The 14,181-nt window shown below is 48.4% G+C and carries 8 protein-coding genes; 1 reads left to right on the top strand and 7 read right to left on the bottom strand.

What is annotated here, in order from left to right; genetic code table 11:
• Positions 1-115: 115 nt before the first annotated feature.
• Positions 116-1,675: a methyl-accepting chemotaxis protein gene (locus CBR65_RS16585; RefSeq protein ID WP_087467889.1), complete on the bottom strand. Its 1,560-nt coding sequence runs from the start codon at positions 1,673-1,675 to the stop codon at positions 116-118.
• 285 nt (positions 1,676-1,960) lie between these two features.
• Here CBR65_RS16585 and gnd point away from each other — a divergent pair, with 285 nt between their 5' ends.
• The gene (gene gnd / locus CBR65_RS16580) at positions 1,961-3,415 is read left to right on the top strand and encodes a decarboxylating NADP(+)-dependent phosphogluconate dehydrogenase (RefSeq protein WP_087467888.1); all 1,455 of its coding nucleotides are present in this window, start codon (positions 1,961-1,963) and stop codon (positions 3,413-3,415) included.
• 95 nt (positions 3,416-3,510) lie between these two features.
• On the opposite strand, the gene CBR65_RS16575 is transcribed toward gnd, so the two are convergent.
• The 6 genes from CBR65_RS16575 to CBR65_RS16550 all read right to left on the bottom strand — a co-directional run bounded on the left by CBR65_RS16575 (position 3,511) and on the right by CBR65_RS16550 (position 14,150).
• Positions 3,511-5,529 carry a methyl-accepting chemotaxis protein gene (locus CBR65_RS16575; RefSeq protein ID WP_087467887.1) on the bottom strand — a complete coding sequence of 673 codons (2,019 nt, stop codon included), beginning with the start codon at positions 5,527-5,529 and terminating at the stop codon, positions 3,511-3,513.
• 1 nt (position 5,530) lies between these two features.
• Positions 5,531-6,775, bottom strand: coding sequence for an ABC transporter substrate-binding protein (locus CBR65_RS16570; RefSeq protein WP_087467886.1), 1,245 nt, complete (start codon positions 6,773-6,775; stop codon positions 5,531-5,533).
• Positions 6,776-6,940: 165 nt separating this feature from the next.
• Positions 6,941-8,392, bottom strand: a complete 1,452-nt coding sequence (locus tag CBR65_RS16565) for a glycosyl hydrolase (protein WP_198300768.1) — start codon at positions 8,390-8,392, stop codon at positions 6,941-6,943.
• Between the two features lie 194 nt (positions 8,393-8,586).
• Complete coding sequence (locus CBR65_RS16560; protein ID WP_087467885.1) at positions 8,587-10,665, bottom strand: glycosyl hydrolase; 2,079 nt, start codon at positions 10,663-10,665, stop codon at positions 8,587-8,589.
• 121 nt (positions 10,666-10,786) lie between these two features.
• Positions 10,787-12,430 carry a DUF5060 domain-containing protein gene (locus CBR65_RS16555; RefSeq protein ID WP_198300767.1) on the bottom strand — a complete coding sequence of 548 codons (1,644 nt, stop codon included), beginning with the start codon at positions 12,428-12,430 and terminating at the stop codon, positions 10,787-10,789.
• A 211-nt stretch (positions 12,431-12,641) separates the two neighbouring features.
• Positions 12,642-14,150 (bottom strand): tryptophan halogenase family protein, encoded by a 1,509-nt coding sequence (locus CBR65_RS16550; protein ID WP_087467883.1) that lies wholly within the window; start codon positions 14,148-14,150, stop codon positions 12,642-12,644.
• Positions 14,151-14,181 lie beyond the last annotated feature (31 nt).

Genomic DNA, 14,181 nt, shown 5'->3' with positions numbered 1-14,181 from the left:
GTAAGCCGACGCGATTTCACGATGAAAAAAATGGTCGCAATACGATGCGATGTTGCGCGAAGGAAAATTTGTCGGATTACGCCGTTGGCTAATCCGACCTACGGATATACCGATATCAACGCGATGTATCCCGCTTGAACCCAATGCGAAACCCACCCCAATGTTTGCCATTAACCATAATCGGCACAGACAAATCGTGCATCACTTCGCCCGTATCCCGCTTATAGGTTTGCAACAACATCGGTTGGGTATTGGAGCCGCACCGGCTGCCGGTGCGATCGCTGAAGATGCGTTTGGTGCGGTTATTCAACAAATCTTTTTCATAATTACCGGTCAGCGGTTGTGAGAATTTTTTGTTATGAGTCGGAAAATAACCTTTCACATCCACACCACCGGCGTACATCACGCTGGAGTGACGCGTGAGAATCGGTTCCTGTATCGCGGGAAAATGCTGGTCGGTAAAACCGTCGTAAGGCGTGCGGTATTTTTGCGGGTTGGTATTGGGAATCGGCTCGTATTTTTGGGAAAAAAGTTGTGCCTGGGTCAAGCGCCCATCCGCGATAGCCTGTTCAAATAATTTGCCGATGCTCGCCGCCGCCTGTTGGGCCTCGCGCAACACCGGCATAAAAAAGACATTCTCACTCACCTTGGCCAGATCGCTGTAGATACTCTCGGTCTCGTGGGACACTTCCAGTGCACGTTCGGCAATGGTACTGCTTTTCTGTTCGATGGCGCCCAGCGCGCCGTTGATACTGTTGATGGATTGGCTAATGGCCTGGCTGGTCTGTTCGAGTCCGGAACCGGCCTTTTCAATGGAGCCAATTGCCGCGGACGACTTGCCGATTTCCACGCTGACCTGATCAAAACCATCGGCAACCTGCTGCAATTCCTGCTTCACATGATCGCTGGAACTTTGCAAGCCGGTCATTAAACTGCCGGCCCTTTGGCTCTGTTCGCGAATTTCTCCCAACATCGCCGCAATATCCCGCGTAGCGCCGGAGGTTTTGCCGGCCAGCGCTCGCACCTCATCAGCCACCACCGCAAAACCGCGCCCCTGATCGCCGGCCCGCGCCGCTTCAATCGCAGCATTCAGTGCGAGCAGGTTGGTTTGCTCGGCCACGCTGTTGATCACATCGGTAATGCGCTGGATATTGTCCGCACTGCTTTGCAATTTCTGCAGTTGGGCCGCTACGTCGCTCACCGCCGTGCCCAGCTCATTGATATTGCTGACGCCGCTCTTCAGGCGCACATCCGCGCCCAAACATGCCTCTGCTGTCTGTTCGATTGTCTTGGCGATGGTATGCAGGCTGCCGCTCATCTCCGCGCTGGTGTCCGCCAGGTTGCGACTGGCACCGACAATGTCAGTACAGTCCGCCGCGCTGCGTTTGATGTCCTTGACCAAGCCATCAATGTAAAAAGACACTTCCGCCGCACCGGTCGCCATCTTTGACGTGGCTCCCGACACATTGTCCGCCATGCGCGTAAAAGCTGTCAGTTCAGCGGAGGGCTCAGCGGAATCAACCTTTTTCGAGTCGGGCCAGTACAAACCGGCTGCTGCCACCAATACCACCAGCCCCAGACCGAGCCAGGGTGACAGCGGAACCAGCAGAACGAGCAGCTGGATCATGATAATGAGTGCGAGTGTCAGGTGTTTCTTATGGTTATCATTCAACATCAACAAATCTCCGGCAGCCCAATTACTTGAGTCTAGCAGTTCAGTTTTTATGCGTTATGTCAGTTGAGAGGCAAAATGTCCGCCCACGGCCCGCTGATGCGCCTGTCAGTTGTCGATCCGCAATCCGGGCGCCGAATCATTACCTGAAACAATGGCTTGGATAGCCAGAACTTTGCTGCTGCGGCTGTTCATTTGCCTCGTAAAGTTGAATAATACGCGCCCTACAAGAGCGCCCAGCGCCAACCCTCATGAGAACATCAACCACTGATAACAGGCATCCTCTCTATGAAACCACTTTCTGACATAGGCCTCGTTGGTCTCGCCGTCATGGGCGAAAACCTGATCCTGAACATGGCGAGCAAGGGCTATACCGTCACCGCTTACAACCGCTCCGTTGAAAAAGTTGACGCCTTCCTTGAGGGCCGCGCCCAGGGCAAGAGCATTCGTGGCGCCCGCTCCATTGAAGAGCTGGTGCAATCCCTGGCCAAGCCGCGCAAGATCATGCTGATGGTCAAGGCCGGTAACGCCGTAGACGACTTTATTGAACAGCTGATTCCCCACCTTGAGCCGGGCGATATCATCATCGACGGCGGCAACACCCACTATCCCGATACCGACCGCCGCACGGCCTACCTTGAGAGCAAAGGCCTGTTGTTTATCGGCACCGGCGTATCCGGTGGTGAAGAAGGCGCCCTGACTGGCCCATCGATCATGCCCGGCGGTTCACCGGCGGCCTGGCCCCACGTTAAGCCGATCTTCCAGGACATCGCCGCCAAGGTGGATGACGGCAGTCCGTGCTGCGACTGGGTTGGCGAGAATGGCGCCGGCCATTTCGTGAAGATGGTGCACAACGGCATTGAATACGGCGATATGCAGCTGATCTGCGAAGCCTACCAAATCATGAAAGACCTGCTCGGTATGTCTGCCGACGAGATGCACGAAGTCTTTAAAGAGTGGAACCAGGGCGAACTGGATTCCTACCTGATTGAAATTACCCGCGACATTCTCGCGTTTAAAGACGAAGACGGCGCACCGCTGGTGGACAAGATCCTCGACACCGCCGGGCAGAAAGGCACCGGCAAATGGACCGGCGTGATCGCACTGGACCTGGGCATTCCCTTGACGCTGATCTCCGAAGCGGTATTTGCGCGCTGCCTGTCATCGCAGAAAGACCAACGCGTCGAAGCGTCAAAAGTTATCAGCGGCCCCGCCATCAAGTTCGAAGGTGACAAAAAGGCCATGATTGACGATCTGCGCAACGCGCTCTTCGCCTCCAAGATTATTTCCTACGCCCAAGGCTATTTGCTGATGCGCGAAGCGGCGAAAGAATACGGCTGGAAACTCAACTACGGCGGCATCGCCCTGATGTGGCGCGGCGGCTGTATTATTCGCTCGTCCTTCCTCGGCAACATCAAGGAAGCCTTTGATAAGAATCCAGAGCTGAGCAACCTCTTGTTGGACGACTACTTCCGCACCACCGTGGAAGCAGCCCAGGCAGGCTGGCGGCGTGTGGCGGCGGCGGCCATTGTTAACGGTATCCCCGCACCGACCATCAGCTCGGCACTGACCTACTTCGACGGTTTCCGCACCGCTCGCCTGCCAGCCAACCTGCTGCAAGCGCAACGCGACTTCTTCGGCGCGCACACCTATGAGCGCATCGATAAACCACGCGGTGAGTTCTTCCACACCAACTGGACCGGCCGTGGCGGTAATACCGCATCGTCTACCTACAACGTGTAAGTTAGCCAAACAATAAATTTTTGGCATGCGTATTAAAAAGGCCAAACCGGCATTGCCGGTTTGGCCTTTTTACACATCGCTTTTTTACAGCAATATCAAGGCAGAATAAAATTACTGGTTAATTTTTTCTGTGCATGGGCCATCTGATTCAACGCACTACTGGATTCCTCCAATTCTATAGCTTCACGTTGAACGTGATCGGCAATATCAGACATGCTCACCACTCCTTTAGCTAACTCGGTAATAACGCCACTCTGTTCTACAACTGCCTGGGTAATGGCAGCGGTCATATTCTTGATACGATCAAGACCACTAGCAATTCCCGCCAAGGCTTCGTTAGCCATATCTGATTGATCAACACAGGAACTCGCGAACGCCTTATTGCGAGACATAATGGTAGTCGCCTCAGTTGCACTGGATTGCAGGCTTTCAATCATGTGAGCAATTTCTGCCGTAGATGTTTGTGTTTGTGTTGCGAGCGCCCGAACTTCGTCTGCCACAACGGCAAAGCCCCGCCCCTGTTCTCCAGCCCGAGCGGCTTCGATCGCTGCATTTAACGCAAGCAAATTCGTCTGCTGCGCGATGTGATTGATAACCGATATAATCGAACCAATTCCGTTAGAGTTATCTCGTACACTGTCGATAACGTCTGAAGCAATCGTCAACTCTTCATTCAAGTGACCAATTAATTCTTTGTTACGACTAACCACCTCCTGCCCGGATTGCGTAGACGAATAAATATCGAGCACAACGTCACTGGTTGCCCGGGCATTATCGGCTACACCTCGCGCTGTTTGCTCCATCTCGGTAACAGCGGACGCTAACGTTTCTGCCTGGACCTTTTGATAGTCTATTTGTCTGCGTGAATTGGAACTGATTCGATTGGCAGATTCGGCCATACTCAGCAGCTTACCGCTTTGGGTTTTTAAATCACTAACGATGGCTGTCAAATTATCAGTTAGTTTACTTAACGACACTGAGATGTCACCAAACTCTCCAGTGGAAGATTTATCGTGGCAATCTCGCAGGTCATTTTTGGCAAGGGACTCCAGCCTGAGAACCAACTGGGATATCGGTTTACGCACGCCAGCAACCACTTTAGTGGCAACAAAAATTCCGATAGCAAGGGAGATTAAAAAAACTATCCATATCGTCGCACGGCCAGTTGATAATGATGTCTTGGTCTTTTCACTGGACTCATGGGATAAGACTTTAAGGCGTTCATTCAACTGCGCTAGTTGCGCCATACTGGCATCAAGATTGTGCGTTAATTCCTGCAATAAATGACGGCTTTCTATTTCAGACTCAAGTAGTTTCTCTTGCTGTAGAAGCACACCATCATTCCCGGTGATATGTTTGCCCAACATAAAAATTGATAATTTCAAAGGCTCCGCGACATCCGGAAAGCGGTCCATAAGAATAGTGAATTTTTTATCGATGTTGCCCCAAAAATAGGCCAATTCCAGTGCAGCCTCTTCAAGCTCATCCAATGTACGCATAGATGGCACTTTTGCCAAAAGCATGGAAGCCTCATTCGCATCTTGCTCAATTGATACTAACAACCATTGAGAGGGAATATCCTCGTCCGCCATGCTAAAACGCGTATCTTTCATCTCAACATCGAAGTATTGCCATCGGTTTTCGAATTGCTCCAACGCCTGAAATTCGCTTTCCCGGGTCTGCAGGAATCTTTCGTGGGCATGGATATGCGACTCTGCCAGGGTAAAGGTCACATCGGTGGAGCGATTTAGTGTCGAGAGCTGTTGAGCCATTACCGGGATATCATCAGCGTAACGCTCAAACTCCTGATAACGTGTGCGATATGAAACGATTCTGTTTTGGAACTCGGCCTGAAAATCAGCTAAGCGTGATATATTCTGCTCCGCCGCATGTTGACTGACGGCCAATGCCGCATCCTGCAAATCCTGCGAGAGCAGAGCATTTATCTGCAACACCGGCATAATCCTACCGGATGCCAAGTCAATGTTATCTGACAGATGCTGCTGACTCCTGACACTAAATGCGGCAATGATGAGTTGCAACACCAGCAAAATAGAAAAACCGAATACGACTTGCGCAACGATAGATTGCTTATTCAATAAAAGATATTTCATTTTATTCTGCCACCTGGAAATTTTCTCTTGCCTGGCGCCAACGGCTATTCCAGTACTTCATACTTCCTTCAAAATCCGGACTCAATAGAATGTGACGAACGTGATTGCCTCCCATAAAATCCATGCCGGCTTTATTTGCCAGCCGAATAAAGTCATTACTTGCCGGTGCCGCCTGAATAATATCGGGCTCTAGCGACATGTACGCAGCCAGCTGCGGCATTGAGGAAGATCGATCTTTATAGGTAGGAATAAACCCGGCCACGTCAGCAAAATCAGAGCGCGTAATCACAAATTTTATCCAAGCCTTAGCGGTATCCTTATTGTTACTATACCGACTTACTGCCATTCCCCAATCGTAGTTCAGTATTGCTTTTAGATCGCCTGAGTTATCAAAAGGAAAAGGCGTAAAACCGATGTCATCACTACGCATACCTTGCTCAATTAACTGAGGGATAAGCCAGTTTCCCAAATAAAACATCGCAATATTATTGTTTATAAATTGCTGTTTGGACGATTCCCAATTATTGCGAATAAATTCGTCTTCGCTAAATCCGGCGGAGAAAATATTATGCGCAATACTGAGCGACACGTAATATGGCTTTCCCTCGGCGAAAGGTTGCAAATCATCTATCATTCGAGAGAAGTAATCTCCATCTTCAGCAATAGCCATGACTGATTTATCCCATTGCTGTAATGGCCAGGCCGCACCTACATTTAGTGCGATCGGGATTTTTCCTGCAGCTTTTATTTTTCCTGCGACCTCTATAAGTCCACCCAAGGTGTCAGGTAGTTCTTTTATGCCAAGCTGTTCGAATAGTTTCTTGTTATACACCAAACCTTCAGCTATAACGCCCTGTGCGTAGGCGTAGTGTTGTTTCTGATACTCCCAAATTTCCGGAAAGTAGATTTTTTCACTTAATTGTAAGTCGTTGAGTGGAACAAAATATTTTTCATAGACCTGCTTGGGCATATCTCTGGGCACAAGGATGACGTCACCATAGCTACGCGCCTCCAGTCGTGACGCAATGTGCGTTTCATAATCAGAAATACCCTGTATTTTTACGCTCGTGCCAGGGTGCAATGCCTGAAACTCTCTGATCCACCTGGCATAGCTCTTGTTGGTCACAAGATCAACCCGATTTGTGTAGACGGTGATCTCGCCGCCAATCTGCGCTAATACGTCAACATGAATATTTAATAACAGCGACAGACAAAGGATATTAAAAAAAACCGGTTTTCCAGACATCACTAAACCATCATTTATTGGAATAGAAGAAATAATTGAGGCTCTACTTTCGCTCTATTAAAAGCTTGAGAACACAAAAAGATAAACCACACATTATTGTTTAACAGATCAAGCAATCAGGTCATTCTTCCTCACTCATTGCTTGACCTATTTATTACCTGCCAATCAATTCCTTGTTATGGAAAACCAATTAAAATTCCAGCCACCTTGCGTCGCCTTGATGCCAAAATTATGCGTGCCCGCCGAGAGCGTCACAGTCTGGTAAACGGTCGTCCAGGTGTTCCAGCCACCGGTTGCAGGAATACTGCGGGAACCGTAAACCACGCCGCCGCCCGCCTGTTCAAATTGCAAAGCGCCACCGTTGGGACTGGCCACACGATAGGCAATGGTGTATGAACCCGAGCTGGGGATTGAAACGCTGTTGTAGGTCATCCAATCATTCGTATCAATGGAGCCTACCGAGCTACCGCCATCAACATCATTGGAATTGCCCGTCATTACGCCGCTCATGTTGCTGTAATTTTCGGCTTGCACATAGATCGGCGTATTCGAAGGGTTACTGCTGGATGAGGAACTGCTGCTTGAGGAATTGCCGACATTATTCCAGCCCGGCATTTCATTTAGCGTTAATACCCGACCGGACCAATAAATTTCCTGGATCTTTTGATTGGTGTTGCCGCTGAAAGTCAGCTCGGACCAGCCCATAAAAAAAGACCACTGCGGTTGCTGAGCCAATAAATTCACCGACGGTAAATCTTCACATTCACCAATACCAATTATTTTTCCATTGGCTTTATTGAGCAATGCATTGTATTTACCACTGGTATAGCCTTGTCCATCTGACCAATACATATCCAGAGTCAAGACATCCCAATAATTACTGCCAGGATCATAGTTATTTAAGTCTGATGAGAGGCTGCTGAAATCCTGTAAATTCCATACCCAAATCAAATTGCTCAAGCCTTTAGTGTTCTGAAAATAATCGCGCGTTAACCGATAAAGCGCTGCAGTGCCATTGGAGCCCGGTCTGCCACCCCACCAGAACATGCCTTGATTCATCTCATGTAAAGGCCGGAACAATACTTCAACACCTGCATTCTCCAACTGCTGTAAATACACAGCCACTTCATCCATCATCGCCTTCCAGTTCTGATTGATGGGCGTGCCGTTGGTGAGCAATTGACTCCACTCCCAATCAGTCATACTGCTCAGTACGCCATTGCCGTCCCAATAACAGGGGCGGGATTTTGCGGGGTTACAGGCGTGCCACATCAAATTGATCATCGCGCCATTATTCCACTCGGTAATCACCTGATTGATCATAGTTTGGCGATTGGCAATCTCTTGCGGCTCAAACTGAAAATCCGCGCTATAGAATGCTGGCCACTGACCAACAACGTTATACAACTGCTGGCTGTATTGGTTAGGGTTAGCGTTGGGCTGGCGGTTGTGCATACCACCGAGGGTGTTTTGCCCTTTAATGGAATATAAATAGTTCAAGGTTTTAAAATTGGTCTGCGCACTGGCGACCGAACTCACCAGACAAAGAATGGCTAGCGCAGTGGCGAATAATGCAGACGTAAATATACGGACCGAATAGAAAAATGACTTTTTCATAGACTCATCTCTTTATTATTAACAGTTAATGGAATACAAAAAAACCAATCAGATATGATGCAAGCTTTGTCCTTAAGATTATTAGCCAATTGGAGCTTTGCTCAAGATAGCTTCAACACAGAAATTGAAGCCAAGACTAAACAGGTGATAGACAAAGGAGAGGCCTCAACCAGGAGGCCTCGAAAGTGAGTAGATTAATAACGACGCGCAAGCATTACCGATCTGGCGATAGATAATAACGTCAAAAGAAGCAGCAAGCTTATCGATGTATTGCCGCCACCCGATGATCGTCTTGAACTTTGTTGTGCAGATGAATTGGCCTGAGCAGAGGATGATGATCCAGTTTCGCTTGACGAAATGCTGGACGATGCATTTGACGCAGTACTGCTGCTTGAATTCATTGAAGATGCCGATGAAGTGGCACTACTGGCGCTCGTGTTCGACGCATCAGAAGAACTGGAGGAAGAAACGCATTCGGCGCAAGCCACGCTAAACCAATTCAAGCTGATTGAACCCTCGGTAACTTTCAAGCCAAATGAACGCATGCCAGCATCAAGCTCTACAGTCTGGGTAACTGTTGTCCACTCACCGTCTGTCGACGGAATAGTGATCGTGCCGTAAACACCGGTGCCAGCTTCTTCCAGTTGCAGTATCGCTGCACTCGATGTTTTCACCCGATAGCTAATGATATGCGAACCAGACTCAGGCAAATTGACCGCGGAGTAACTCATCCACTCCCAAGCGTCAAATGAACTGACAACTGTCGTCGCGCCGCCATCGTCATCAGTGCTCTGTGCAACGCCGTCCATATTGCTGTAACTCTCCGCTTCAATATGGATTGGATAGGTTACTGGACTGACTGATGACGCCGATGAACTACTTTGAGAACTTGATGACCCACTGGAATCACCAATTCCATGTACTGATGACAGCGAAAACCAATTAAGGCTGAAGCTGCCTTCAATGGATTTAATTCCAAATTCATAGGCGCCTTGGGTCAAGGAAACGGTTTTATACACGGTGATCCACTGATCATCTGTTGCAGCAATCTCGCGCGCTGCCAGGACACCACCAGCACCTTCCAACTGCAGAGTTGCACCGGCATTACTCAAGACGCGAAACGCAAAGGTATATAAGCCGTCCACCGGAATATCAATGCTCGCATAGCTCATCCAATCCCAGGCATCGACTGAACCAACAACCTCCGTTGTCGTGCCGTCTACTACTGTTGCCGTCTCAACGCCGTCCATATTGGTGTAATCCTCGGCCTGGATTACCTGATAACTGATATTGTCCCAGCCGGGCATTTCATCACGCGTAATCACGCGCGGAGAATGAAAGATTGTATTGAGTTTTTCGTTAGAATTATTGAAAGTTAATTCGCTCCAGCCCATAAAAAAGCTCCAGTCGGGCTGACCATTCTCAAACAGCGTAGGGCTGGGCAAGTCTTCCGCTTCGCCAATCGCAATGGGCTTGCCTGCCGCTTTATTGCGGATGGCGTTATATTTTTCCGTGGTATACCCCTGACCATCGCTCCAATACATATCCATGGAAAAAACATCCCAGTATTCATGCCCCGGATCATAATCATCTACATCAGTAGGCAGCGTGCTGAAATCTTGCAGGTTCCACACCCATATTAAATTTGAAAGACCTTTGGTGTGTTTGAAATAATCGTGGGTTAATTGATATAACCTGGCCGTACCATCAACACCGGGCCGCCCACCCCACCAGAACAAACTTTGATTCATCTCATGAAGAGGGCGAAACATCACCTCTACGCCCGCATCCTCTAACTGTTGGAGAAATACCGCCACTTCGTCCATTCGCGCTTTCCAGCGATTATTCAACACCGTGCCATCGGTCAATAAATCAGCCCATTGGGGGTCAGTAAGTTCCGCGATAACACCACCACTCCATTGACAGGGGCTGGTACCGACCGGGTTACAGGCATGCCACATTAAATTTACCACCGCACCGGCGTTCCATTGCGCGATAATTTCATTAATCATGGTTTGACGATTATTAATATCCACCGCGGCAAATAGAAAATCACCGCTGTGCAACCCTGGCCAATTTCCGGTGATGCCATTTAACTGACTGCTATAACGAAGTGGATCGGCGTTAGGTTCTTTATTGTGCATTCCTCCCAGCGTGTGCGTTCCCTGGATGGCGTATAGCAGGTTTAACGTTTTATGTGGGGCCTCACTGGCGGCGACCAGTGATGAAGATGTTACGAGCAAAGTCAACAAGGTGCGTAATAATAATTTCATGTTATTGTCTCTTTATTATGATGACGACCACGATGGAGCCCCCGGAAAACTCACCGCGTGAAAGTGTTTTCCAGAGGTTACCGCTTACTGCATTAAACGCGCTAAATTCAAAAGCCAGGTGTCAATGAATAATTAAAATACTATTGCCATGAGCAGGCAGCTTCACGCCGTTTAACTTGCCTTTGTTGACGCGAGTTAATTGTTCGTAGGTTCCGGTTTCTCCGTCGTAAATCTGCACATTGGCTTTAGATGCAGAGAATTGCGGCGGTAATTGGAGGTTTACCGTTTGTTTACGAGCTAGCGGATTGTTCAGATAGATAAATTGTTTACTGCCGTTATCTATCGCCAAGACACCAACGCGGTCCGAATTAACCTGAACGTCCATGTCTTTCAACGGTTGAGTAGCGGACTGCAGGATTAATTGGTTGATTTCCTGCACATGCGCAAAGTACGCCGTTGTGCCGTGCTCATCGAAGTATTCCCACCACCACGACATCGGCATGACAGGGGTAGGCGAAAACAGCCCGTACCAGAGTCCTTTTTTGAAGTCGCCCACCATCCCGGCTTTAACGTCATTAAAATTAATACTCCAGTCCCATTCGAAACCAAACTCGCCAATGACATATGGCTTTTTCGCTTGTGCAGAATAATCGCGCAAGGTCCCAGGAATTTTATCCGTCGCCTTATAGATATGGCGCTGGTTGATATCGATGTTCGGCAAGTCGTTCAAACCGGCAACATCGCGATGGGAAATACTGGTGGTCATGATATGGTTGTAGGGGTCAATGTCGGCCAGATAATCGCTCATCACCTGATGCCATTCCGTAACCAATGCATCGGGAATAGTCTTGTCTTCCGCATACATTACGTTATCGACTTCATTAAAAAACTCCCACGCCGCGATGTTGGCGCTATAGCCCCAGCGGGCCACCAGATAGCGTAATTTTTCCTGGTATTGTTGGCGCGCTTTCGGGCTGGAGAAAAATTCTTCCGGTGTCGATGCAAAACCACCGTTCTTGCGATTGTAAGGATTAATATCCCAATTCTCGCCAATAAAGCCCGCATGACTGTCCATCGCCAACATCAGGTAGATGTTATTGTTTTCCGCTAACGCAACCAGTTCATCCATACGCGCAATACCACTGGCATTAAAACGTTCACTGGAATTTTTATAACGCGATGCATTGCTTACGGTTTGCCAGTCAACGGGAAGATTCCAGAAGATCATCCAGGTGCGGACAAAATTTGCACCTTGCCGATGTAATTTTGGCAGCATCACGTCATAGGTAAAACGCGGATCTTCATGGAGTGCTTTGAAGTATCGCGAATCATCTTCGTCGCGATGTTCCCAACCGAAGTTTTCACCGACGCCACGAAATAACTGACCATTATCAAACTTTAACGTCCATAGATCGTTTACCTGCAAGAAACCTGGCTTGTTGCTGGCTTTTGCATTTGCCGTGATAATCTTTGGTTTACCCGCAGTGCGTTGGTCATCCAGCAACTCAATAGAAAATTGATAAGCGCCGACTTCACGCGGCGCAAAATGAAAGCGCCAGTTAGATAATTTTTTACTATCGCCACTGACATAAAACCCAGGTAGACGCAGTGCCTTACCAGAGGGCGTGCTAATAGTTGCCCACAATGCGACATCACTTTCACGGTAGGGATTGGTCCAACTGGCCTTTAGCTGAACATCGATCACCGTACGCTCGTACTGACTCATGGCCGGCTCGACCACTTTTACCGAGGAAATATCTGCCATACACCATTGGCTACATATCAACGATAAAAATGAGAATAAAATCCACTTGGGCATACTGACCTCTACTCAATTAAATGTATTACGAATTAAAAAGAGCCCTGTTAACAGGGCTAACGAGGAGGCTCCACTACCAGCAGAGCTAAAAATTCTTTATCCGTATATATCGATTATTTTTTCAAAAATTTCGTAAGTCACCGATACCGCCAGGCAACTACCTGATTGAGCAGTTGTTCTTTATAAATTGCTCATGATCCGGAATTATCGGAAGAACCCGGGCAATCCCTTTTCTCATATTATCGAGTTCCTGCTTTACCAGACGCTCCTCCAGATACTCCACCTTGGGGTGATAGTATCTGGCTGTTATCTGCATGCCGCTCAATATCGCGGCCCAACTGTTCATCTTGAAGAAATCCAGCTCGTCCAGGCGAATACTGCCTGTTGCTCGATACTCTTCTATACGGATCTCTAACGAGCCCGGTATAACCATATTGCGGCAGTAATCCCAGAAGGTTTCGCCGCGGCGGTCATTCAAGCAATAGTGGGCAATGAGAAAGTCTCTTAGACGCAGAGTGTGCTCCGCCACCATGGCGTTAACACGGTCTTGCAAATAGTTATTTTCTGTCTTTGTCGGAAAATTTTCGAAGAAGGCGGTTAATCCGTATTGAATAAGATAGATACTGGTGGACTCCAACGGCTCCAGAAAGCCACCGGCCAATCCCAATGCCAATACATTCTTATTCCAGATTTTTTTTCGCCGTCCCGCCTTGAACTTAAGCAGTTTCGGTGACGCTAACATCTCACCATCCAGACCACTCAACAGCTCTTCTTGTGCTGCGCTGTCATCAATAAATTGACTGGCGTAGACATAGCCGTTACCCACGCGATGCTGTAAAGGTATGTTCCATTTCCAGCCCGCGCTCATCGCGGTACAACGCGTGTAGGGATTAATGCTATCGTTCGGACTACTGGGTACTGCCAAGGCATGATCACATGGCAACCAGTGACTCCAGTCTTCATAACCGGTTTGCAATGCACCTTCAATCAGCAAGCCGGCGAACCCGGAGCAATCAATAAAGAAATCGCCGTGGACCTCCGTCCCATCATGAAGCGACAATGATTCAATGTTGCCGGTCGAGGAATGTTGTTGCACTTTTTCAACTTTTGCATCGCAGCGCTCAACACCTAAACCCTCTGCATAGCGACGTAGATATTGTGCGAATAGTGCTGCATCAAAGTGGTAGGCATAGTTGAAGCTAGCCATTCCATCGATTGAGGTATCGCCGCGTGGTATGGCAAATTTTCCAGCGCGTGCCATTTGTGTTGGCAGTGAATAACTATCCAGCGGTTCTGGACAACCCGCATTTCGCATCCTTGTCCAGTAATGCGTAAAATCTACAGCAGCAATCTTTTCACCGAATTTCGCGAAAGGATGAAAGAATTTTTTGTCACGCTCATACCAACTTTCAAAATCAATACCTAATTTAAATGTAGCGTGGGTGGCCAGGATAAAATCTTTTTCAGAAATACCCAGCTCAGATAAAAAGTATTTAATGGCGGGAACACTTGCCTCGCCGACACCTATAGTGCCAATCTCCGATGACTCTATCAGACTGATCTTCAGCGTGGCTCCCTGGAATTTTTTTGCCAGAAATGCCGCTGCCATCCATCCGGCACTACCGCCCCCAAGGATAACGAGAGATTGCAAAGGTGAATTTTTCATAGATGCATCTTGGTTATTTTTATGAATCGAG

Origin of the sequence: Cellvibrio sp. PSBB006, assembly GCF_002162135.1 — a bacterium.
Classification (GTDB): Bacteria; Pseudomonadota; Gammaproteobacteria; order Pseudomonadales; family Cellvibrionaceae; genus Cellvibrio.
The sequence above is the reverse complement of the archived record's forward strand: the minus strand, read 5'-3'. Positions and strand labels throughout refer to the sequence as shown.

What these genes read in the sequence shown, in the direction of transcription:
- CBR65_RS16565 (WP_198300768.1), bottom strand. Translation starts at nt 8,392, where the DNA reads ATGAAAAAGTCATTTTTCTATTCGGTCCGTATATTTACGTCTGCATTA.
- CBR65_RS16550 (WP_087467883.1), bottom strand. Translation starts at nt 14,150, where the DNA reads ATGAAAAATTCACCTTTGCAATCTCTCGTTATCCTTGGGGGCGGTAGT.
- CBR65_RS16570 (WP_087467886.1), bottom strand. Translation starts at nt 6,775, where the DNA reads ATGTCTGGAAAACCGGTTTTTTTTAATATCCTTTGTCTGTCGCTGTTA.
- CBR65_RS16585 (WP_087467889.1), bottom strand. Translation starts at nt 1,675, where the DNA reads ATGTTGAATGATAACCATAAGAAACACCTGACACTCGCACTCATTATC.
- gnd (WP_087467888.1), top strand. Translation starts at nt 1,961, where the DNA reads ATGAAACCACTTTCTGACATAGGCCTCGTTGGTCTCGCCGTCATGGGC.
- CBR65_RS16560 (WP_087467885.1), bottom strand. Translation starts at nt 10,665, where the DNA reads ATGAAATTATTATTACGCACCTTGTTGACTTTGCTCGTAACATCTTCA.
- CBR65_RS16575 (WP_087467887.1), bottom strand. Translation starts at nt 5,529, where the DNA reads ATGAAATATCTTTTATTGAATAAGCAATCTATCGTTGCGCAAGTCGTA.
- CBR65_RS16555 (WP_198300767.1), bottom strand. Translation starts at nt 12,430, where the DNA reads ATGGCAGATATTTCCTCGGTAAAAGTGGTCGAGCCGGCCATGAGTCAG.